Raw genomic sequence first — 23639 nt, forward strand, 5'->3', positions numbered from 1 at the left:
TTAACAGAAGTTCATATACTAGGGCCACTTAGAACAAAAAAAGAGCCAATATGAAACGTTATTTTTCTTTGACCTTAATCACAACCGCGATTCTAGCGGGTTGTGCAACAACAAGTATCACTTCTGACGATGTCGCGAAAGGCTATAACAGCATTCAAGCCGATGAAATTGCTAAGCATGTAAAAGTGTTAGCTTCTGATGAATTTGGTGGTCGTGCTCCTTCATCTGAAGGTGAAAAGCTTACGCTTGACTACTTAACAAAAGAATTTACTGTATTGGGCTTTGAACCGGGTAACGGTGATAGTTTTTTTCAAGAAGTCCCGCTTGTGTCATTAGAAGCAGACTCTGACATGGTGCTTAATATTGGCGGTAAAGACTACCAATACAAAAAAGACATGGTTATGGGTAGTAGCCGCATCAGTGCACAAGAAGGAATTGAAAATTCAGAGCTGGTATTTGTCGGCTACGGTGTTAACGCACCTGAATATAATTGGAATGATTACGAAGGCCTAGATGTTAAGGGCAAAACCGTCGTAATGCTGGTAAACGACCCTGGTTTTGCAACTAAAGATCCTGATTTATTTACCGGTGATGCCATGACCTACTATGGCCGTTGGACTTATAAATACGAAGAAGCAAGCCGTCAAGGTGCAGCGGGCGCTATTATCATTCATGAAACAGCACCGGCGTCTTACCCTTGGTCAGTGGTTGAGAACTCGTGGAGTGGCGAGCAGTTTGGTTTTGTAAAAGATAATAACAACATGGATCGTGTTGCTGTTGAAGGTTGGGTTACTGTTGATGTAGCAAAAGAGCTATTTACTAAAGCAGGCCTTGATTTTGATACTGCTAAAGCAGAAGCAGCTAAAGGCGCTTACCATGTAGATATGGGCGATTTAGCTGCCACTGTGAATGTAAAAAATACCATCAAAAAATCGGTATCTTATAACTTTATTGCCACTCTTCCTGGTAGTAAAACGCCAGACGAGCATATTATTTACTCTGCGCATTGGGATCATTTAGGAACGGATAAAAATCGTAAAGGCGATCAAATTTATAATGGTGCCCACGATAATGCGACAGGTACAGCCGGTATGTTCGAAGTGGCTGAAGCCTTTACTAAACTAGGTAAACGCCCTGACCGCTCAATGACCTTTTTAGCGGTAACCGCTGAAGAACAAGGTTTGCTTGGCTCAAAATATTACGCCGCTAACCCGGTTATTCCAGCAAATAAAACCGTTGCTAATATTAATATGGATAGCTTAAACCTATTAGGAAAAGTAAAAGATATTAGTGTGGTGGGTATTGGTAAATCGCAAATGGATGAAATACTAGCAACGGCTGCTAAAGAGCAAGGCAGAACAGTATCAGGCGATCCTAAGCCATCTTCAGGTGGTTACTACCGCTCTGATCACTTTGCCTTTGCCAATATGGGCGTACCTGCTATGTATGCTGGTGGTGGTTCAGAAGCGTTTGATGAAGAAACGGCTAATTATCGCAAGCGTATGAGTTTAGTATTGCGCGGTTGTTACCACCAGCCTTGTGATAGATATCGTGATGAGTGGGATTTATCAGGTGCGGTTCAAGATTTACAACTATTTTATAAAGTAGGCTTTGATATTTCACAGCAAAATCAATGGCCTACTTGGAATGAAAACTCGGAGTTTCAACGTAAATAAGCTTTTTCAAGCAACCACTTAAATGATATTGATTATCATTTAATAAAATAGTACAGTGCGATCTAGTTTATTTATTAGGTCGTACTTTATGCTTTTAACAAAACATTTAGGAGTTATTTCGCCAGCTGCAAAACGTGTTTTTCATCAAAATAAACGCCTAATTTTACCCCTGTTAATTTTAGTTTGTTTAGCCCTGCCCAGCTTACGCACTATAACAATCACTGCACTTAGTGATGCTTTTTTTCAAGTCAGTGTGTTTGTTGCTGCAACCCTATTTATTTACTACTACGCGATTGATTATTTACCCCAACTAGAGCTTCGTTATCTAAATGCTAAGTCTCCTGTGTTAGAGGTCAGCTTTGCTGCATTTTTAGGAATGCTGCCAGGCTGTGGTGGTGCAATCATTGTGGTTACCCAATTTACTAAGGGACAAGCCAGTTTTGGGGCTATTGTTGCGGTATTAACGGCTACAATGGGTGATGCCGCATTTTTATTATTAGCTACTCGCCCTACTGACGGCTTAACAATAATGGCAATAGGCTTAGTCGTTGGTACGCTAACAGGCTTACTGGTTAATAAACTGCATAAAACAGGTTATTTATGCCCTACCAATCAAAAGCAAACACAACCAGTGACTGTATTGCCAACCAGAATAATAAAGTTGAGCAAGCCTATTTGGTTAATTGCTATTATTCCAGGGTTACTGATTGCTTTTGTACTGGCGTTTAATATTGATTTAAGCCAATTTGGTAATCATGTAGTAAATGCGGTCAGTTTTTTTGGCGCAGTAATGGCATTGTTTGTGGTGTTTATGTGGGCGCTATCATCAAAAGGTGAAAGCTATAAGGAAGTAACCTCAGAAGATGATGTATGCAGTCCGCCTTCAAAAATAACAAAAGTACTGCAAGATACTCATTTTGTAACCGCGTGGGTGGTTGCCTCCTTTATATTGTTTGAACTACTGGTGAGCGTGTTTGGTCTTGATTTAAAAACATGGTTTTTAAATTATGCCTATTTAGCACCTTTAATTGCGGTATTAATTGGTTTTTTACCCGGTTGTGGGCCGCAAATCATTGTCACCACGTTATACATTCAAGGTGTGATACCGTTTAGTGCTTTAGCAGCGAACGCCATTTCCAACGATGGCGATGCGCTTTTCCCTGCCATTGCTATGGCACCCAAAGCGGCCATTATTGCCACACTATATACCGCAGTTCCGGCGTTATTAGTTGGATATGGACTGTATTTTTTCAGCTAAATCGATCTACCTTTTATTCATTACTTTTCAAGATATAAAAAAACCAGCTAATAAGCTGGTTTTTTATTAATGAAAAAAATTAGCGCATTGCCATCATCATTTTAGCTGGCTGCTCTAAGTATTCTTTCCATAAATTATTAAAGCGCGCTATCGTGCCGCCATCAATTACACGGTGATCACCTGACCAACTTACTTGCATAATTGCACGTGAAACTACATGCCCATGCTGATCAAAGCGTGGAAGGTGCTGTAATTTACCAAGTGCAACAATCGCGACTTCTGGCTTATTTATGATTGGCGTTGCAATAGTGCCGCCAATTGCACCAATGTTAGAAATGCTAATAGTACCGCCCTTTAAATCATCAGGTGCAACTCGCCCTTCGCGAGCAGAATCAGTAAGCTGAGTTAAACTGTTAGCAACCTCTACAATGCTTTTAGTTTGACAAGCTTTAATATTAGGCACTAATAAGCCCACTTTAGAATCTACCGCAACCCCAATATTATGATCGTCATAGTAAGTAATTTCGCTACAATCATCATTTACTTTTGAGTTAAGTACTGGAAATTGACTCATTGCCAACGATAACGCCTTAATAAAGAATGGCATCATAGTTAACTTAACGCCCTGAGCTTTATATTGCTCTTTTAGATCTGCTCGAAGTGCAATTAAATCAGTTAAGTCAATTTCATCACTGTAGGTAAAGTGTGGAATAGTTGAAACCGACGCCACCATTTGTTTTGCCATTGCCGCTTTAATGCCTTTAATCGCTTCTGTTCGCGTTCCACCTGTGCTCGTTACATGTTCAGTGCTGCTGATTTTTTTACTCTCAGAAGCTTGTGGTTTATTAAGCTCAGAAGTATCCATACCAGATGGCACTTCATTTTTTATAAACGCTTCAATATCTTGTTTATAAATACGACCATTTTTACCACTGCCTGGTACGCAAGTTAAATCTACATCAAGCTCTCGCGCTTTACGTCTAACCGCAGGTGAGGCAACTGCTTTTTCGTTAACAATCGCAGTTTGTGGTTGTGTTTGTTTAGCCGGTGAATCGGTAGTTGCATTGCTTTGTGCTTTTACGACCGCTTGATTAACATCAACATCTTCTTTTGCGGCTTGACCTGCTATGGTCATTTGAAACAACGGGCTATGTACTTTGGCAATTTCACCTTTTTGATAATATAGCTTTTGTACAGTACCGGTATATTTAGCCGGTATCTGTACCAACGCTTTATCAGTCATTACATCACAAACAGCTTGATCTTCTTCAATCTCATCGCCTTCTGCTACTAACCACTCTACAATTTCACACTCAACAATACCTTCACCAATATCGGGTAAGATAAAATCTTCTAAGTGTTCACGAGTAGATGTTGGTGCAGATGATGTTTCAGTCTTTTCGCTGGGTGCTTCCCCGGCAACATCCATTGCAAATAACGGCGCATGCACTTTAGCAATATCGCCTTTTTTGCAATGCAGCTTAGTGATCACTCCATCGTGTACCGCAGGAATTTGTACTAAGGCTTTGTCTGTCATCACATCACAAATAGGCTGATCTTCTTTTACTGTATCGCCTTCTTGTACCAGCCATTCGACTACTTCGCATTCAACAATGCCTTCACCAATGTCAGGTAATATAAAATCTTTAGCCATGGAAACCTCTAAAAGTTCACTGATTGTTTAATTGCGGCCATTACTTTCAATGCATCTGGAACATATTCTTTTTCAAGCGCCAGCGGATATGGTGTATCTAAACCACAGACACGTAAAATAGGCGACTCTAAATGTAAGAAACACTCTTGAGCGATAGTTGCCGCAATTTCAGCGCCAAAACCATTGGTAATAGGTGCTTCATGACTAACAATAAGACGGCCTGTTTTTGTCACTGACTTAGCAATCGTTTCAACATCCCATGGTAGAATACTGCGAAGGTCAATTACCTCACAGCTTATACCTTGTTCGCTGGCTTGTTTAGCAGCTGCTTCTACAATTTCCATTTGTGCCCCCCACGCCAATAAAGTAACGTCAGTGCCCTCTTGAACTACCTCAGCTTTGCCTAGTTCAATGCTGTAATCTTCTTCTGGCACTTCACCCGTAGATGCACGATATAAACGTTTTGGCTCAAAAAATAGCACAGGGTTATCGTCTTTAATACATGCGCGAAGTAAGCCTTTAGCTTGATAAGGATTACGCGGCACGACAATTTTTAACCCTGGCGTATGAGCAAAATATGCTTCTGGCGATTGCGAGTGATACAAACCACCAGCAATACCGCCGCCGTAAGGTGTTCGTATTGTTAGATTACCTACGTTAAATTCATTACCGCTACGGTAGCGAAACTTAGCAGATTCATTCACAATTTGATCAAACGCAGGAAAGATGTAATCAGCAAATTGAATCTCAGCAAGCGCTGGTGCACCAAATGCGGCCAATCCGTTAGCAAAACCTAAAATGCCTTGCTCTGTAAGCGGCGTGTTAAATACTCGGTGCTTACCGTATTTTTCTTGTAAGCCTGATGTTGCTCTAAAAACACCGCCAAAATAACCCACGTCTTCACCAAAAATACACGCTTGAGGGTGCTCATTCATAGTGATATCTAAAGCAGAATTAATTGCATGTAGCATGTTCATTTTAGCCATTACTTAATTCTCCCTGCTGTTGTTGGGTAGGCATCAGGATGGGCTTTTATATGTGTTTTAAGCTCATCATATTGGCGTTGTAAAGATGGAATTGGTGTATCGTACACATCAGAAATCAGCTCTTCTAAGGCTGGTTTATCAATTACTTCAGCGCGTTTAAGTGCCGCCAAAATATCATCACGAATTGTTTCTTTCGCTTTTATATCTTCTGCGTCATCTAACCAGTTTTGTTTTACTAGCCATTTTCTAAAGCGCTCTATTGGGCACGCCTTATAGTTTGCTTCTTCATCTTTTGAACGGTAGCCACTAGGATCATCTGACGTTGAGTGCGCGCCTAAACGATAAGCTATCGATTCAATAAGTACAGGTTCACCTTGGGTTGCTGCAATTTCTCGGGCTTTTTTAGTTGCTGCATAAACAGCGAGTGCATCGCTGCCATCAACACGTATGGTTTTAATACCATACCCTACGCCACGCGATGCAATACCATCACCTTTAAATTGTTCATCAGCTGGGGTAGAAATAGCATAACCATTGTTACGTGCAAAAAAGATAACCGGTGCCTTGTGCACTGCAGCCATGTTAAGACCTGCGTGAAAATCACCTTCTGAAGCAGCACCTTCACCAAAATAACAAATGGTGACTTTATCAATAGTACTTGCTAGTTCACCTGTTTTAGCATCGATATGTTTTACTTTTTGACCGTATGCATAACCGGTGGCCTGTGGGATTTGAGTTCCTAATGGCGATGAAATTGTCATGTAGTTAAGTGCTTTAGAACCGTAATGGATCGGCATTTGACGGCCTTTACCAAGATCTAGTTCGTTAGAAAACATCTGATTCATAAATTGGTCAAGCGTAAAACCACGGTAGTGCAACGCCGCTTGCTCACGGTATTGCGCCATAATCATATCATCTTGATCAAGGGCTGCCGCAGAGGCTGTTACCGCCGCTTCTTCACCTAAACACTGCATGTAAAAGCTAACACGGCCTTGGCGTTGAGCACCCTGCATACGTTCATCCAATAAACGAATAAAACGCATGGTTTCGTATAATTTAATAGCGGTTTGTTTAGAAATGTCAGGTGCAGGGGCACTAGGATGAATGTCGCCGTCCTCAGTTAAAATACTAAGGGTTGGAATATTAAGCGCGTGACCGTCGATAAACTCAAGCTCATGGTTAATATTCAGCGATACGTTATTGGGATTACTCATAACCTACCTTCTCTTGTTGTCGGTATCACAGTGCCCCTTTAAATTGTTATTATGGGTGATTGTTGCTGAATAAACTTTGCAACATCTGCACTGTATTTAATTAAAGCTGCCAACACTTTACGTTAACGTAAAGTGTTATTCAACAAAACTGTGACCAAACAAAAGTAAATATTGAGCAAAAAACTGGCAAGTTAACTATACATATAATTAACCACTTATTAATCAGTTGGTTAAACTTTCATAACAAGTGGTCTGATGTGTTGAATTAGCTAAAACGACTATCCACCTGCATAGGCACAACCGTTAATAGTGCACGTTGTCCAATAGCAACTTGTGCGTTAGGAAAAATAATCGCTTCCCCTTCTACGTCCGCATAAATTGCATTATCACCATCAGTTGCTAAAAGCTCACCCTTTGCAAAGCCTGTAAAGTTCTCGGCATCATCAGAAAACGGGAAGCTAAAGTTTTGCTCTGTGCGGTTAATTGTGCGATGAACAGAAAACAACTCAAAGTCACTTGCATTAAATTTAGGGTATTCCACTTCTTTTTGACTAATTAATGCAGTTAATGTTTGCTTAGTTTTTGCAAAGCGCGACATGTCGTTTTCACCAAAGGGTTTTACTTGCCCAAGCTCAACGGTAAACGAATCAGCCCCATGCACAAACGATGAATAGTAGCTAAACGTGGTAGCGGGTGATTTCATCATTAATACCGTATTAACTCCGCAACTCAATAAAAACTGCAGTTGCGACTTTTTCCAAGGCTTGCCATGTAAAAATGGGTAAACAGCAAACTTCTCATTTTTAGAACCACGAATAGCGGTATGTAAATCATAATGACAGCGATACGTGTCCTGCTCTGAGCGTGCATAAAAATCGCTAACGTACTGTTCAAGTTTTGCAGCACGAATACGTTCGTCGTTCATCGCGATGCCATCAACAGTGTGGTGCCCATTAAATAAGCGGTTTAAGTTCTCTTCTACAAAGCGTTTACCAATATTAATTGACTGAGGGTTACCAAAAATAAATAAAACCCGTTGTTGTAATTCAAGTTTTCCACTAATAATGTGTTTAATCAGTTCATCGCAAATTTCTATAGGGGCTGTCTCATTGCCATGAATTGCACTTGAAAGCACCACATTCTTTGACGTTATACAATCAGGCTCAAATTCAATTACACCGGTATCATGCACGGTTACTTGCGTATTATTATTAAGAGTAAATTGGCCTGCATCCAAATGCCATTCATGGTTTCGAGAAAGCGTTAAAAAATCACCATCATGTTTTAATTGATTAATATATTCTGAAGTGGCTGACATCACTATAAAGCCCTTTTTGTTTTATAAATTGTAGATACAAAAACGGCTGAATAAATCAGCCGTTTTTAATTTTAATTGCAGATTAGCTAATTACTGAATCAACCAGTTTTTTAGCTTCTTTTTCTAATAAGGCTAAATGCTCTTCGCCTTTAAATGATTCTAGATATATTTTATATATATCTTCAGTACCTGACGGACGCGCTGCAAACCAGCCACTTTCAGTTACTACTTTTAATCCACCAATTGCTGCATTATTACCTGGCGCATGAGTAAGCTTTTGCATAATTGGCTCACCGGCTAAGGTATCGGCTTTAACATCGTCAGCACTGAGCGCTTTTAAACGTGATTTTTGCTCAGGCGTCGCTGGCGCATCTAAACGTTTATAAATTGGTGCACCAAATTCTTGCTCTAGTTCTTTATATAACGTAGACGGTGTTTTACCTGTAACTGCAAGAATTTCAGCAGCAAGTAGCCCCATGATAAAGCCATCTTTGTCTGTACACCATACGGTGCCATCAAAACGTAAGAAGGCTGCCCCAGCGCTTTCTTCACCACCAAAAGCCAACTTGCCTTTATTTAACCCCTCAACAAACCATTTAAAACCAACAGGTACTTCTTTTACTTTACGCTTATTACGCTCAGTGACTTTATCAATCATTGAGCTAGAAACGAGGGTTTTACCAATTTCAACGCTGGCATCCCAGTCACGATGCGTTAGTAAGTAATCAATGGCTACTGCTAAAAAGTGATTTGGATTCATTAATCCATCAGGTGTTACTATGCCATGACGGTCATAATCTGGGTCATTGCCTATCGATAGATCAAAATCATCTTTAAGGGCAATTAAATTCGCCATTGAATAAGGTGATGAGCAATCCATACGAATTTTGCCATCTTTATCAAGTGGCATAAATGCAAAACGCGGATCAACACTGTCATTTACAACGGTTAAATCTAGATTGTATTTTTTCGCAATCACTGGCCAAAAGTTGATGCCTGAACCACCTAATGGATCAATACCTACTTTAATACCAGCATCACTAATCGCTTTTAAGTTAACAATGTTTTCAAGATCATTAATGTACGGTGTCATTAAATCTTCATAGCGGATAAAACCAGAACGCGACGCTTTAGCAAATGGAAACAGTTCTACTTCAACTAAGTCTTCCATTAAAAGCTGATTGGCTCTATCTTCAATCCATTTTGTTACATCTGTATCTGCAGGGCCGCCATTAGGTGGGTTATATTTGAACCCGCCATCTTCAGGAGGATTATGAGACGGAGTAACAACAATACCATCGGCTAATTCATTTGGGTGATTTTTATTATAACTAACAATAGCGTGGCTAATTACCGGCGTTGGTGTGAAGTCGCCATTTTCTTGGGTGATCACTTGCACTTCGTTAGCAACCAGCACTTCTATCGCTGAGTTAAAGGCGGCTTCGCTTAATGCGTGGGTGTCTTTACCCAAAAATAATGGGCCAAATATATCGTTTTGCTTTCTGTAATCACAAATAGCTTGGGTGATTGATAATATGTGGGATTCATTAAATTTCACATCATATGCACAACCACGATGCCCTGAGGTGCCAAAGGCAACACAATGCTCAGGGTTTTGCTCTAGATCAGGCTCATTTAAATAATACGCAGACACTAACTTTGGTACATTCACTAAAACCGATTGTGGTGCAGTTTTCCCTGCGCCGGAATGAATTGCCATGGTATTTCCTTAAAGATAATCACGAATTTTTTCAGCTTGCTCATTGCTATAGCCCAAGCTAAGTGCAACTTCATGCAGCATCATTTTTTTACGTGTAGTATTTGAATTAGTCATCACCCAATATTCACTATCGGTGATGTTTTTAGGGTTCATACTACTACCGCTATTCACTAAGTCTTCTTTACTGGTCGCAAAATAAACACGATCGCGGCCTTTGATATCAAGCACTGCTGAAAAGTCAGTTTTGTGCGTTCGGTAAAATGCACTTAATATAAATAAGAAACGACCAACAACACCTTTTTGCATTGCCAGCTCTTCTTTATTTAAAATATTAAATACGTTCGCATTCTTTTTATTTACCGGCGGTTTCGCCACAGAGGCTGGCTGTTCAACGGCAGCAACTTGTTGTTCTTCAGATGGATTAGACACACTAACAGTTTCATTTTTATGATCAGTGTCTGATTTTGTAGTGTGAATTTTTTCGCCGCTGAGATTTAATAAACGACGTAAAATAGTCGATGCACTTTCACCAATACTCTGGGTATTGCTAGCAATGTACTGATATAACTCGTCGTCTATGTCGATTTGTTTCATGTTCTTCCTGTCATTACGGGTCACATTTTTCTTTCGATATGATTATACCCAATCCAGTTAGAAATGCGAGTTACAACCCACGCTACCCTAAACATATAATTAATAATGACCAAATAATCAGAGAGCTAGGTATTTTGCATCCAGCGTTTAAATAATATCTGTATTTTTTGCTTTTTTAGTTAATGCTCGGCAAACTATGCGCAAAATTATGGGAGACGTTTATGCAATTAAATTACAAACAAATTGGTCAAGGTCCTGATGTTGTTTTGATCCATGGACTGTTTGGCTCATTAGAAAACCTTAATGTGATTGCAAAACCATTAAGTGAACACTTTTGCGTAACCAATGTCGATTTACGTAACCACGGCCTTTCCCCACACAGTGGTGAAATGGATTACCTAGCCATGGCCAATGACATTGTGGAATTAATGGCGAAATTGAAAATACAAAAAGCCCACCTTGTAGGGCATTCCATGGGCGGTAAAGTGGCTATGCAAGTTGCATTAACCCATAGCGAATTGGTCGATAAATTAGTGGTACTTGATATCGCCCCAGTTAGCTACCCGGCTCGTCATACCCAAATCATTGAGGCATTAAATGCAGTAAAAAATGCCGATATTGGTGATAGAAAGCAAGCTGATTTAGTAATGCAACCGTATATAGAAGAGTTAGGTGTACGTCAATTTTTACTAAAGAGTTTATATAAAAATGATGCAGGGAAATTTGTTTGGCGATTCAATTTATCAGTACTTGATAATAAATATTCAACAATTACCGACAACATTAATGCAAATAATTCTTGTTTATGCGAAACTCTGTTTATTAAAGGTAATGACTCTGACTACATATTAGCTGAGCATCGTGAAGCAATTAATGCGCTGTTTAAAAATGTAAGTGCAAAAATCATTCATGGTGCGGGTCATTGGTTGCACGCCCAAAAACCACAGGCTGTAAACAAAGCAATCAATGATTTTTTAATGGCAATTTAAAGTTATTTTTGTGGCGTGTTTTTGATTTATCACACTAAATAATTAAAGATTTATGTGCTATAGTACGCGCCGTTTAATTTAAAGGTTATACGTCGATGGTCAGTCAGTTTATTAACGAATTTGATACCTTAGGGTTGTATTTTGGCTTAGCAGGTATTTTTATTTTTATCGGCTTGGCAATTAAAGATGTACTGAAAAGCGGCAATGTGCCTAAATTTGGTCGTTATATTGTGTGGCTGGTACTTTTTTTAGGTTGCTCTGGCTTTATTGCCAAAGGACTTATTCAGGTATTTTGGCAAGGTGCGGGTGTAGGTTAAGCATGGCCAAGTCAGAAACAGATAGAACAACGCTTGATTTATTTGAATACGAGAAACGTCCAGGTAGACCGAAAACCAATCCCCTTCCACGGGATATGCAGTTAAAGGTCAATAAACGTAATCAAATAAAAAGAGATAAAGCACGTGGTTTAAAGCGTGTTGAATTTAAAGTTTCGTCACAGTTGTATCAGGCTTTGAGTGATATGGCAGATGCACAAAATATTAGCCGTAGTGCGTTGATCGAAACAATTTTACAAGAAAGATTGGCTATTGATAGATAAAAGGTTTAAATCCATGGCAAGTGTAGGCATTTTTTTCGGAAGTGACACAGGTAACACAGAACACGTAGCAAAAATGATCCAAAAAGAATTGGGTAAAAAGCTCGTTGCTGTGCATGACATTGCAAAAAGCTCTAAAGAAGAGATTGCTGAATTTGATCTGATCTTATTCGGTATTCCAACTTGGTACTATGGCGAAGCGCAGTGTGATTGGGATGACTTTTTTCCTGAGCTTGAAGAAGTAAGCTTTGAAGGCAAGCTAGTGGCTATTTTTGGCTGTGGCGATCAAGAAGACTATGCAGAATACTTCTTAGATGCAATGGGTATGATCAACGATATCGTAACAGAGCGTGGAGCTATTGTTGTTGGACATTGGCCAACAGACAGCTATGATTTTGAAGCATCAAAAGGCATGGCTGATGACAAGCATTTTGTAGGCTTAGGTATTGATGAAGACCGTCAGCCTGAACTAACCGAGCAACGCGTTAAACAATGGTGTGCTCAAGTATATGATGAAATGTGCTTAAGTGAGTTAGCAGATTAATCCCCCCTTATTATGCTAACTGTTTAAAATATTATCAAACAGTTAGCATTTTCCGCGTTAATATTGATATAGATCAATTGTTCTTTGCACTTCCTGCTAAGGCACGTTATCCTAACTATTATTGTGACGAGTACATCTTGCAAGATGTCTAGTATAACTAAATAAAATTGAGACAGATTTAATGACTGATCATAACTTGGAACTTAAAAAAGCCGGGCTAAAGGTAACTTTACCGCGTATTAAAATTTTAGAGATTCTTCAATCTCCAGATAACCAACACATAAGCGCTGAAGATGTTTACAAGGTTTTATTAGATCTAGGCGAAGAAATTGGTCTTGCGACTGTTTACCGTGTTTTAAACCAATTTGATGATGCAGGTATTGTTAGCCGTCATCATTTTGAAGGTGGCAAGTCTGTATTTGAACTTTCGGGCAGTACTCACCATGACCACTTAGTGTGTTTAAAGTGTGGCAAGGTTGTTGAGTTTGAAGATGACTTGATTGAACGTCGTCAACTTGAGATTGCTGAAGAAAACGGTATTAAGCTAACTAACCACTCTCTTTACCTATACGGTGAGTGTGAAGATAAAGATGCATGTAAGGCGTTTGCACAAAACAACAGTTAATTTTTATGCAATTAATAAAAAAACCTGCTAAAAGCAGGTTTTTTTGTGTCTAAAATAGAACAGAATTACTTCTGATCTATTTTAGCCCACGAGTCGCGAAGACCCACAGTTTGGTTAAATACCACATTCTCTGATTTAGTATCACGTGAGAAATAACCAGTACGCTCAAACTGAAAACCTTGCGCAGGCTGTGAATTTGCCAGTGAAGGTTCTAGTTTTGCATTATTAATAACAACTAACGACTCTGGGTTTAATGTGCTTTCAAAATCTTCTGATGCTGCAGGGTTAGGCACACTAAACAGACGGTCATATAAACGCACTTCTGCTGTTACCGACTCTGGTGCAGATACCCAATGGATCACCCCTTTTACTTTACGCCCATCGCTTGGGTTTTTACCCAATGTTTCAGGATCGTAAGTACAGTAAATAGTGGTAATTTCACCGTTATCGTCTTTTTCAACACGCTCGGCTTTAATTACATAAGCGCCACGTAAACGTACTTCTTTATCAAGTACTAAACGTTTAAATTTATTGTTTGCTTCTTCGCGGAAATCTTCACGTTCAATAAAAATTTCACGGGTAAAAGGCACATCACGACGACCCATTTCTTCTTTATTTGGGTGATTAGCAACTGACAATGTTTCAACAGTGTCGGCTTGATAATTCTCAATCACGATTTTAACCGGATCAAGTACAGCCATCGCACGCGGTGCATTTTCGTTTAAATCATCACGGATACACGCTTCAAGCATACCCATTTCAACCATATTTTCTTGTTTAGTAATACCAATACGTAAACAAAACTCACGAATTGAAGCCGGTGTATAACCTCGACGACGAAGACCCGCAATCGTTGGCATACGCGGGTCATCCCACCCTTCTACCTTGTTATTTACCACTAAGTCATTAAGCTTACGCTTTGACATAATTGTGTATTCAAGGTTTAACCGTGAAAATTCAATTTGCTGTGGATGGCATTCAAGGCTGATATTATCAAGAACCCAGTCGTAAAGACGACGGTTATCTTGGAATTCTAAGGTACATAATGAATGTGTTATACCTTCTAGCGCATCAGAAATACAATGCGTGAAGTCGTACATTGGGTAAATGCACCACTTATCCGCAGTTTGGTGATGATGTGCAAAACGAACACGGTAAATAATTGGATCGCGTAGCACCATAAATGAGCTTGCCATATCAATTTTTGCGCGCAGTACACATTCGCCCTCTTTGAATTCACCATTGCGCATCTTTTCAAATAATGCGAGGTTTTCTTCAACCGAAGTATCGCGATAAGGGCTATTCTTACCTGGCTCTTTTAATGTGCCACGGTATTCACGCGCTTGATCGGCAGTTAAAAAACACACATACGCTAAACCTTTTTCAATTAACTCAACTGCATAGCCGTAAAGCACATCAAAATAGTTTGACGAATATTTAATCTCACCATCCCAATTAAACCCTAACCACTGTACGTCTTCTTTAATTGAATTAACGTAGTTAATATCTTCTTTTTCTGGGTTTGTATCGTCAAAACGAAGGTTACATAAACCGTTATAGTCTTTGGCGATACCAAAATTTAGGCAAATTGATTTTGCATGGCCAATATGTAAAAAGCCATTTGGTTCTGGTGGAAAACGGGTATGCGTTGTGGCATATTTTCCACTTGCTAAATCTTCATCAATTCGGGTTCTAATAAAGTTACTTGGGCGATTCTCGATTTCCGCCATAGGAGTATAAACCTCTGTATATTGCGTGATAACAAAACTAATGCATTATTACAAAAACCAAGCGTAACATACAGTAATAGATACGGGTTTATGCTGGTAATTAACAAAGTTTGTTTAATAAGGGATAGTTTATGAACAAAATTTGTTTTAGCGCAATATTTAAGTCATCAAAGCATTCTATAGTATAAAAATAAACCCAACTTACAGGAACGAAAGATGGCTTCATTAAATCAACACCGTGTTTATATCCCAAGCAATGCTAGAGCAAACCATTATTTATTAGCTGAAATCACGCCAAACGATGAGTTTTATAAGAGCTTTAGTAATATTAATGCGTGTTATCAGCGTATTGCTCGCCAACTATTTGCCGCTTGTGATGAATATGAACTTCACAATGTGCATTTACTCGCCAATGATAAACTGCCGGTCGTGCGATTTCATGATGAGTCTTATCAACTTGAAACCGATAAGCAAATGTTGTTTTTCTATAACCCTCGTTACCATGAAGCACATAAACTTCATTACACCGAAGATCAGCAAAGCAAAAAGATTCGCTTACTGTTTTTAGCCACTGGGGATGATATTCGAGCTCACTCCGCCCAATTTCATAATAATGTACAAAAAGTTTTAGATCTTCTACAACAGCAATTATTTGTAGAGCAACCGAGCTTTAAATTGCGTGATCATCAGCATTTGACCTATGACTTATTCGCTAAAGAAAAAGGCAATAAAGAAAGTTACGGTTATAAATTAAGAAGTTTATATCCTCGTTATCAATCAAGACAATGCGAGATACCAAGCACACACGCAGAGATGACCTATGTCACCTTCTCGGTACCGGTAACACGTAATATTAAAACGCAGTTTCAGAGCGAGGTTAACAGCCAAACTTATCAGCCGTTCTACTCTCACTTTTCAAAACTATTTACCCAATTATGTGAAGACAATAAACTCACCCATGCTGCAATGGTTGCCAATGGCGCAATGCCAATAATTCGCAACAGCCAAGTTGATAGAAATGAAGGAAATGAAGAGCTACAAAAAATTAGTTTTGATATAGAAGGTTCAGCACCACAAATAAAAGTATTCTTTGAAGCCGATAAATTAGTCGAAACACTGAATTTTGTCATTGTGGCAGCTGAGCATAATAAACATGAAATTGGCTATGGTCGCTTTATGAACCAAGTAGAAAAAACTATTCATGGATTATGCGATGAGTTAGCAATTAATAAGCAACGCCAAGACTTATCAGTACGCTTTTTTCAGCATATAAGTTACCCATATTAATTAAACTGAACTGTGGTTAATTAGGTATCTGAACTCTAGATAACAAAAAGGCTCGCAATTGCGAGCCTTTTTTAAAGAATAAACGCTGATTACCAGCCTGTTTTTTCTTTAAGTGCTTTACCGATATCAGCAAGTGAACGTACAGTTTTTACGCCCGCAGCTTCTAATGCAGCAAATTTCTCATCAGCAGTACCTTTACCACCAGCGATGATTGCGCCAGCGTGACCCATACGCTTACCTTCTGGTGCAGTAACACCAGCAATGTAAGAAACAACAGGTTTAGTAACGTTAGCTTTGATGTACTCTGCAGCTTCTTCTTCTGCAGTACCACCAATTTCACCAATCATTACGATTGCTTCAGTTTGTGGATCTTTTTCGAACAATTCTAGAACGTCGATAAAGTTAGTACCTGGAATTGGATCACCACCAATACCAACACAAGAAGACTGACCAAAACCAGCATCTGTAGTTTGCTTAACTGCTTCGTACGTTAAAGTACCAGAGCGAGAAACAATACCTACTTTACCAGGCTTGTGGATGTGACCAGGCATGATACCAATCTTAGTCTCACCAGGAGTGATAACACCTGGACAGTTTGGACCAATCATACGAGTACCTGTTTGATCTAGTTTAACTTTAACGTCAACCATATCAAGTGTAGGAATACCTTCAGTGATACAAACAATCAGCTCGATACCTGCATCGATAGCTTCTAAGATTGCATCTTTACAGAAAGGTGCTGGTACGTAAATCACAGATGCAGTTGCACCTGTTGCTTCTACAGCGTCACGTACTGTGTTAAATACTGGAAGACCAAGGTGCGTTTGACCGCCTTTACCTGGGCTTACACCACCAACCATTTGTGTACCGTACTCAAGCGCTTGCTCTGAGTGGAAAGTACCTTGACCACCAGTGAAACCTTGACAGATAACTTTTGTATCTTTATTGATTAATACAGACATTATTTGCCCTCCGCAGCAGCAACAACTTTTTCAGCCGCGTCTGTTAATGATTCAGCAGCGATGATGTTAAGATCAGACTTAGCAAGTACTTCACGGCCTAATTCAGCATTAGTACCTTCTAAACGTACAACTACTGGAACTGTTACACCTACTTCTTTAACTGCGCCAATGATGCCTTCAGCAATCATGTCACAACGAACGATTCCGCCGAAGATGTTAACTAAAACAGCTTTAACGTTGTCATCTGAAAGGATGATTTTGAATGCTTCAGAAACACGTTCTTTAGTCGCGCCGCCACCAACATCTAGGAAGTTAGCTGGCTTGCCACCGTGTAGGTTTACGATGTCCATAGTACCCATTGCTAGGCCTGCACCGTTAACCATACAACCTACGTTACCATCTAGGGCTACGTAGTTAAGCTCGAAGCTTGCTGCGTGAGCTTCACGTGCATCTTCTTGAGATGGATCGTGCATTTCACGGATTTTAGGTTGACGGTAAAGTGCATTACCATCGATACCAATTTTACCGTCTAGACAGTGAAGGTTACCTTCATCTGTGATTACTAGTGGGTTGATTTCAAGTAATGCGAAATCGAAATCGTTGAACATGTTGCCAAGACCCATAAAGATCTTAACGAACTGTTTCATTTGTGTTGGGTTAAGACCCAATTTAAAACCAAGCTCACGAGCTTGGTAAGCTTGAGGACCTACTAAAGGATCAATCTCAGCTTTGTGGATAAGTTCTGGTGTTTCTTCAGCAACAGTTTCAATTTCAACGCCGCCTTCAGTAGACGCCATGAACACAACTTTACGAGAAGCACGGTCAACAACAGCACCTAGGTACAGTTCGTTTGCGATATCTGTACAGCTTTCTACTAAAATTTTAGCAACTGGCTGGCCTTTCTCGTCTGTTTGGTAAGTAACTAGGTTTTTACCTAACCAGTTAGCTGCAAACGCTTTAACTTCGTCGATAGTTTTAACTAGCTTTACACCGCCAGCTTTACCACGTCCACCTGCGTGAACCTGAGTTTTAACAACCCACATATCGCCGCCAATTTTTTCAGCAGCTGCTGCAGCTTCTTCAGGTGTATCGCAAGCGAAACCTTGAGAAACTGGTAAACCATATTCGGCAAAAAGTTGTTTTGCCTGATACTCATGCAAATTCATGATGCTTTATCCAATTTTTTATATTAAAAGAGCTGAATATTTATGCAAATAAACAACTATCCCAAATTGCGTGCCTAGTATAGATCTCATGGCGCTACATGAAAACCCCAGTATGACCTTAGGCGCAAAAAAAAAGCTGTGATTTTAACTCACAGCTTATATTTCATACTACTTAATTAAACATCTAGCAGTAAACGTGTTGGATCTTCAAGTAACTCTTTAATTGTTACTAAGAAACCAACTGATTCTTTACCATCGATTTGGCGATGATCGTAAGATAACGCTAAATACATCATAGGTAAGATTTCAACTTTACCATTAACAGCCATTGGACGATCTTGGATTTTGTGCATACCTAAGATTGAAGACTGCGGTAAGTTAATGATTGGTGTTGATAGTAATGAGCCGAATACACCACCGTTAGTAATAGTGAAATTACCGCCAGTCATATCATCAAGTGTTAGCTTGCCATCACGACCTTTAAGGGCTAGTTCACGAATACCTTTTTCGATTTCTGCAACTGATAATTTGTCACAATCTTTAAGTACTGGCGTTACTAAGCCACGTGGCGTAGAAACAGCAATACTGATGTCGAAATAGTTGTGATAAACAATATCATCGCCATCAATTGATGCATTTACATCTGGGAAACGCTTTAACGCTTCAGTTACCGCTTTCACATAGAAAGACATGAAGCCTAAACGGATACCGTGACGCTTTTCAAATACTTCTTGGTACTGCTTACGAAGGTCCATAATTGGCTTCATATTAACTTCGTTAAACGTGGTTAACATTGCAGTTGAGTTTTTCGCTTCAAGAAGACGATTAGCAATCGTTTTACGTAAACGTGTCATAGGCACACGTTTTTGAGTACGGTCACCCATTGGTGCTGCTGGTGCTGCTTCTGCTTTTGCTGCTGGAGCAGGTGCTTTTAAGAATTGATCAACATCTTCTTTAGTCACACGGCCATTTTTACCTGAGCCTTTGATTTTTGAAGCATCAAGGCCTTTCTCAGCAATTAAACGACGAACTGATGGCGTTAGCACATCTGAACTATCGCTTGAGCTTTCTTCTTTGGCTGCTGGTGCATCCGCTTTAGCTTCAGATTTAGCTGGTGCAGCGCCTGCTTTTACCTTACCAATTACTTGCTCACCAAGAACGGTATCGCCTTCGTCATGGATTATTTCACCCATAACGCCGTCTTCTTGGGCAACAACTTCAAGTACAACTTTATCTGTTTCGATATCTACCAAGTTTTGGTCACGTGTTACCGCGTCACCTGGTTGAACATGCCAAGTAGCAATTGTTGCATCTGCAACTGATTCTGGAAGTACAGGTACTTTAATATCCACTTCTTTACCTTCTGATGCTGGTGCTGATTGCGCCGCAGGCGCGTCTTCTGATTTATCTGATGCTGAGTCATCTTCTTTTGACTCTTTAGTTGCCGGTGCTTCATCTGCATCGCCAATTAAACCGATCACTTGGTCGCCAAGTACCGTAGCACCTTCTTCTTGTGAAATTTCAGTGATTACACCATCGTTTTGTGCAACCACCTCTAAAACCACTTTGTCTGTTTCAATATCTACTAAGTTTTGGTCACGGCTTACTTTGTCGCCAACACTTACATGCCATGTAGCAACGGAAGCATCTGCAACCGACTCAGGAAGAACAGGAACTTTAATCTCTGTGCTCATTGCTTATCCTTTCTTTTCTATAGTAAGCGCGTCGGCAACGAGCGCTTGTTGTTCTTTAGTATGTACTGACATATAACCACATGCAGGTGATGCTGAAGCTTTACGACCAGCATATTTTAATTTTGCATCTTGTGGAATTGCATCAATAAAGTGATGTTGAGAACAGTACCAAGCACCTTGGTTTTGCGGCTCTTCCTGACACCATACAAAATCAGTAACATGCTGATAACGCTCAATAATCGTCTTCATTTCGTCATGTGGGAACGGGTATAGCTGTTCAACACGAACAATAGCAATGTTGTCTTGCTCAAGTTTACGACGTTCTTGCAATAATTCGTAGTAAACTTTACCACTACAAAATACAACACGTTCTACTTTCTTAGCATCAATATCATCAATTTCATCGATCACATTGTGGAATACGCCCTCTGATAGTTCTTCAAGCGATGATGTAGCTAATGGATGACGAAGCAATGATTTTGGCGTCATAACAATCAATGGGCGACGAAGAGGTCTAACCGATTGACGACGAAGCATTGCATAAACTTGTGCAGGTGTAGATGGTACACATACTTGCATATTATGATCAGCACACAGCTGTAAAAAGCGCTCAAGACGTGCAGAGCTATGCTCAGGGCCTTGGCCTTCATAACCATGTGGTAGCAAACATGTCAGGCCACATAAACGACCCCACTTTTGCTCACCTGAACTTAAGAATTGGTCAAAAACAACTTGTGCACCATTGGCGAAATCACCAAATTGCGCTTCCCATAAAACAAGTGAGGTCGGCTCTGCTGTTGCATAACCATATTCAAACGCTAATACCGCTTCTTCAGATAGCACCGAATCAAATACTTCAAACGTACCTTGATCTTCACTAATGTTTTGTAGTGGTAAGTATGTTGCACCGTCTTGTTGACCGTGAACAACCGCATGGCGATGGAAGAAGGTACCACGGCCAGAGTCTTGACCTGTTAGGCGAATGTCAGTGCCCTCAGCTGCAATAGTTGCATACGCTAAAGTCTCCGCCATACCCCAATCAAGTGCTTTTTCACCAGCTGCCATAGCTTTACGATCATCGTATATTTTCTTAACACGAGATTGCGCTTTGTGATCTTCAGGGTAGCTTGCGACAATGTTACCGAGCTCTTTGAGTTTCTCTACAGAAACGCTCGCGTCGTAGTCAACATTCCAATCATGACCAACGTATTTAGCCCAATCAGAAGAATGTGACGTTTCTGGTTGAATTTCTTCAACTACGCAGTTGCCATCATCTAAGCCATTACGATAATCATCTGCAAGTGCTTTCACTTCGTTTTCTGTGAAAGAACCTTCCGAAATTAACTGATCTGCATAGATTAAGCGAGGAACTGGGTGTTTTTTAATTTTTTGATACATAACAGGCTGTGTAGCATTAGGCTCATCAGCTTCGTTATGACCATGGCGACGGTAACAAACAAGGTCAATCACAACATCACGTTTAAACTGGTTTCTGAAATCAAGCGCTAATTGCGTAACAAACGCAACCGCTTCAGGATCATCAGAGTTTACATGGAAGATTGGTGATTGAACCATTTTTGCAATATCAGTACAGTAATCAGTAGAGCGTACATCGTCTTGCTTGCTTGTTGTAAAACCAACTTGGTTATTAACAACAATACGAATGCTACCACCACAACTAAATGCATTAGTTTGTGATAAGTTAAACGTTTCTTGTACTACACCCTGACCTGCGATTGCAGAGTCGCCGTGAATAGTAATAGGAAGTGCTTTGCTGCCCGTTTTGTCGTTTAGACGATCAAGGCGTGCGCGCACAGACCCCATAACCACAGGATTTACGATTTCTAAGTGCGATGGGTTAAACGCAAGTGCCATGTGCACATTGCCACCTTTGGTCGCGAAATCTGAAGAGTAACCCATGTGATACTTAACATCACCAGAGCTTAAAGTATCTTTGTGTTTACCAGCAAATTCATCAAATAATTCTGATGGATTTTTACCAAGTACATTCACAAGTACGTTCAAGCGTCCGCGGTGAGCCATGCCGATTACGGCTTCTTTTTGGCCACTTTCACCCGCGCGGTGTATAAGCTCTTTAAGCATAGGCACTAACGCATCGCCACCTTCAAGTGAGAAACGCTTAGCACCCGGGAACTTAGCCCCTAAATATTTTTCAAGACCATCAGCCGCTGTCAATCCTTTAAGGATACGAAGCTTTTCATTTTTATCGAATTTTGGCCTAGACTGAACAGACTCTAAACGCTGTTGTAACCAACGTTTTTCTTCTGTTGATGTGATGTGCATATACTCTGCGCCAATAGAACCACAATATGTAGTTTTTAGTGCTTGGTATAACTCACCTAAAGGCATAGTATCGCGGCCTACGGCAAACGATCCTACGTTAAATTCGCGGTCAAAGTCAGCATTTGATAAGTCGTGGTACTCTAGCTCTAAATCTCGTACACGTTCGCGTTGCCAAATACCTAGTGGATCTAGGTTTGCATTTTGGTGTCCACGAAAACGGAAAGCATTAATAAGTTGCAGAACTTTAACCTGTTTAAGGTCACCGCCACTGCCCTCTGCTACCACTACTTCTCTATGCTTGTTTTTAGCAAGCGCCGCAAATTGTGAACGAACTTCTGAATGTTTTACTTCAACATCCACACCATCTACTTTTGGTAATTGTTCGAACACTTCTCGCCATTCTTCTGGCACCGAAGTCGCATCGTCTAAATACGCTTCATAAAGCTCTTCAACATAAGCAACGTTACCGCCGTTTAAATGTGAAGATTCTAGCCATGCCTTCATCACACCTTCGTGCATTTATAAGCCCTTTTTTTTAGCGCAGAAATTAATAGTTATATAACAAGATGGCTAATAAAATATTAGCCATCTTTCGTCTACTTGAAATTAAACCGAGCGGTTTAATAACATAGATTTTATTTGCCCAATTGCTTTAGTCGGGTTAAGACCCTTAGGACAAACGCTAACACAGTTCATGATACTGTGGCAACGGAACACACTGAATGCATCGTCTAAGTCAGCTAAACGCTCTTCTGTTGCAGTATCTCGGCTATCAGCTAAGAAACGGTAAGCATGAAGAAGGCCTGCTGGACCTATAAACTTATCTGGATTCCACCAGAAAGAAGGACACGATGTAGAACAACATGCACATAAAATACACTCATAAAGCCCATCTAATTTATCACGTTCTTCGATAGATTGAAGACGTTCGCCTGCAGCAGGCTCGTCATTTATTAGATACGGTTTTACTTTTTCGTATTGAGTGTAGAACTGACTCATGTCAATAACAAGGTCACGAACAACAGGAAGTCCCGGTAATGGACGTACTACGATTTTACCTTTGCCATTTTTTTGTAGCGTAGATAAAGGAGTAATACATGCTAAGCCGTTCTTACCATTCATGTTTACACCGTCTGAACCACACACGCCTTCACGGCATGAACGACGGAATGATAGTGTAGGATCTTGCTCTTTTAATAATAAAAGTGCATCCAATACCATCATGTCTTGGCCTTCCTCAGTTTGCAAAGTGTATTCTTGCATACGAGGTGCGTTGTCAACATCCGGATTGTAACGATAAACTGAAAATTGTACTTGTGCCAT

General features: G+C 40.1%; 20 protein-coding genes. 8 read left to right on the top strand and 12 right to left on the bottom strand.

Annotated features, from left to right (window positions below):
• Positions 1-50 precede the first annotated feature (50 nt).
• Both FHG08_RS11865 and FHG08_RS11870 read left to right on the top strand, forming a co-directional pair.
• Positions 51-1676, top strand: a complete 1626-nt coding sequence (locus FHG08_RS11865) for a M28 family metallopeptidase (RefSeq protein ID WP_178956126.1) — start codon at positions 51-53, stop codon at positions 1674-1676.
• Positions 1677-1764: 88 nt separating this feature from the next.
• Positions 1765-2934, top strand: a complete 1170-nt coding sequence (locus tag FHG08_RS11870) for a putative manganese transporter (RefSeq protein WP_178956127.1) — start codon at positions 1765-1767, stop codon at positions 2932-2934.
• 79 nt (positions 2935-3013) lie between these two features.
• Here FHG08_RS11870 and FHG08_RS11875 read toward each other — a convergent pair whose 3' ends face one another.
• The 6 genes from FHG08_RS11875 to seqA all read right to left on the bottom strand — a co-directional run bounded on the left by FHG08_RS11875 (position 3014) and on the right by seqA (position 10420).
• The gene (locus FHG08_RS11875; protein ID WP_178956128.1) at positions 3014-4588 is read right to left on the bottom strand and encodes a dihydrolipoyllysine-residue acetyltransferase; all 1575 of its coding nucleotides are present in this window, start codon (positions 4586-4588) and stop codon (positions 3014-3016) included.
• Positions 4589-4596: 8 nt separating this feature from the next.
• Positions 4597-5574 carry an alpha-ketoacid dehydrogenase subunit beta gene (locus FHG08_RS11880; RefSeq protein ID WP_010390106.1) on the bottom strand — a complete coding sequence of 326 codons (978 nt, stop codon included), beginning with the start codon at positions 5572-5574 and terminating at the stop codon, positions 4597-4599.
• Positions 5574-6788, bottom strand: a complete 1215-nt coding sequence (locus FHG08_RS11885; RefSeq protein ID WP_178956129.1) for a thiamine pyrophosphate-dependent dehydrogenase E1 component subunit alpha — start codon at positions 6786-6788, stop codon at positions 5574-5576. Before FHG08_RS11885 ends, FHG08_RS11880 begins: the two co-directional genes overlap by 1 nt.
• Before the next feature lie 265 nt (positions 6789-7053).
• The gene (astE, locus tag FHG08_RS11890) at positions 7054-8106 is read right to left on the bottom strand and encodes a succinylglutamate desuccinylase (RefSeq protein ID WP_075169178.1); all 1053 of its coding nucleotides are present in this window, start codon (positions 8104-8106) and stop codon (positions 7054-7056) included.
• Positions 8107-8188: 82 nt separating this feature from the next.
• Positions 8189-9826, bottom strand: a complete 1638-nt coding sequence (gene pgm / locus FHG08_RS11895) for a phosphoglucomutase (alpha-D-glucose-1,6-bisphosphate-dependent) (protein WP_109874605.1) — start codon at positions 9824-9826, stop codon at positions 8189-8191.
• A gap of 9 nt (positions 9827-9835) precedes the next feature.
• The gene (seqA, locus tag FHG08_RS11900) at positions 9836-10420 is read right to left on the bottom strand and encodes a replication initiation negative regulator SeqA (RefSeq protein WP_010390110.1); all 585 of its coding nucleotides are present in this window, start codon (positions 10418-10420) and stop codon (positions 9836-9838) included.
• A gap of 221 nt (positions 10421-10641) precedes the next feature.
• On the opposite strand from seqA, the gene FHG08_RS11905 reads away from it, so the two are divergent.
• From FHG08_RS11905 to fur, 5 genes are all read left to right on the top strand, one after another.
• On the top strand, positions 10642-11409 hold the full coding sequence (locus FHG08_RS11905) for an alpha/beta fold hydrolase (RefSeq protein WP_178956130.1): 768 nt from the start codon (positions 10642-10644) through the stop codon (positions 11407-11409).
• Between the two features lie 95 nt (positions 11410-11504).
• Complete coding sequence (locus FHG08_RS11910) at positions 11505-11726, top strand: DUF2788 domain-containing protein (protein WP_008113777.1); 222 nt, start codon at positions 11505-11507, stop codon at positions 11724-11726.
• A gap of 2 nt (positions 11727-11728) precedes the next feature.
• Positions 11729-12007 carry a LexA regulated protein gene (ybfE, locus tag FHG08_RS11915; RefSeq protein WP_008113775.1) on the top strand — a complete coding sequence of 93 codons (279 nt, stop codon included), beginning with the start codon at positions 11729-11731 and terminating at the stop codon, positions 12005-12007.
• A 13-nt stretch (positions 12008-12020) separates the two neighbouring features.
• Entirely contained in the window at positions 12021-12548 is a 528-nt protein-coding gene (gene fldA, locus FHG08_RS11920; protein WP_008113772.1) for a flavodoxin FldA, read from the top strand.
• A 181-nt stretch (positions 12549-12729) separates the two neighbouring features.
• Entirely contained in the window at positions 12730-13173 is a 444-nt protein-coding gene (gene fur / locus FHG08_RS11925) for a ferric iron uptake transcriptional regulator (RefSeq protein ID WP_010390113.1), read from the top strand.
• A 65-nt stretch (positions 13174-13238) separates the two neighbouring features.
• Here fur and glnS read toward each other — a convergent pair whose 3' ends face one another.
• Positions 13239-14903 carry a glutamine--tRNA ligase gene (glnS, locus tag FHG08_RS11930; RefSeq protein WP_178956131.1) on the bottom strand — a complete coding sequence of 555 codons (1665 nt, stop codon included), beginning with the start codon at positions 14901-14903 and terminating at the stop codon, positions 13239-13241.
• A gap of 216 nt (positions 14904-15119) precedes the next feature.
• On the opposite strand from glnS, the gene FHG08_RS11935 reads away from it, so the two are divergent.
• Positions 15120-16190, top strand: a complete 1071-nt coding sequence (locus FHG08_RS11935) for a DUF3083 family protein (RefSeq protein ID WP_178956132.1) — start codon at positions 15120-15122, stop codon at positions 16188-16190.
• A gap of 89 nt (positions 16191-16279) precedes the next feature.
• Here the strand turns inward: FHG08_RS11935 and sucD are convergent, their stop codons facing one another.
• The 5 genes from sucD to FHG08_RS11960 all read right to left on the bottom strand — a co-directional run bounded on the left by sucD (position 16280) and on the right by FHG08_RS11960 (position 23639).
• Entirely contained in the window at positions 16280-17152 is an 873-nt protein-coding gene (gene sucD / locus FHG08_RS11940) for a succinate--CoA ligase subunit alpha (protein ID WP_010390118.1), read from the bottom strand.
• Positions 17152-18318, bottom strand: coding sequence for an ADP-forming succinate--CoA ligase subunit beta (gene sucC / locus FHG08_RS11945; protein ID WP_008464053.1), 1167 nt, complete (start codon positions 18316-18318; stop codon positions 17152-17154). Before sucC ends, sucD begins: the two co-directional genes overlap by 1 nt.
• 176 nt (positions 18319-18494) lie before the next feature.
• The gene (gene odhB / locus FHG08_RS11950; protein WP_008112094.1) at positions 18495-20012 is read right to left on the bottom strand and encodes a 2-oxoglutarate dehydrogenase complex dihydrolipoyllysine-residue succinyltransferase; all 1518 of its coding nucleotides are present in this window, start codon (positions 20010-20012) and stop codon (positions 18495-18497) included.
• Between the two features lie 3 nt (positions 20013-20015).
• Positions 20016-22835, bottom strand: a complete 2820-nt coding sequence (gene sucA, locus FHG08_RS11955; RefSeq protein ID WP_075169173.1) for a 2-oxoglutarate dehydrogenase E1 component — start codon at positions 22833-22835, stop codon at positions 20016-20018.
• Between the two features lie 87 nt (positions 22836-22922).
• Positions 22923-23639 (bottom strand): succinate dehydrogenase iron-sulfur subunit, encoded by a 717-nt coding sequence (locus tag FHG08_RS11960; protein ID WP_010390121.1) that lies wholly within the window; start codon positions 23637-23639, stop codon positions 22923-22925.

This window comes from Pseudoalteromonas sp. Scap03, from assembly GCF_013393115.1.
GTDB lineage: Bacteria > Pseudomonadota > Gammaproteobacteria > Enterobacterales > Alteromonadaceae > Pseudoalteromonas.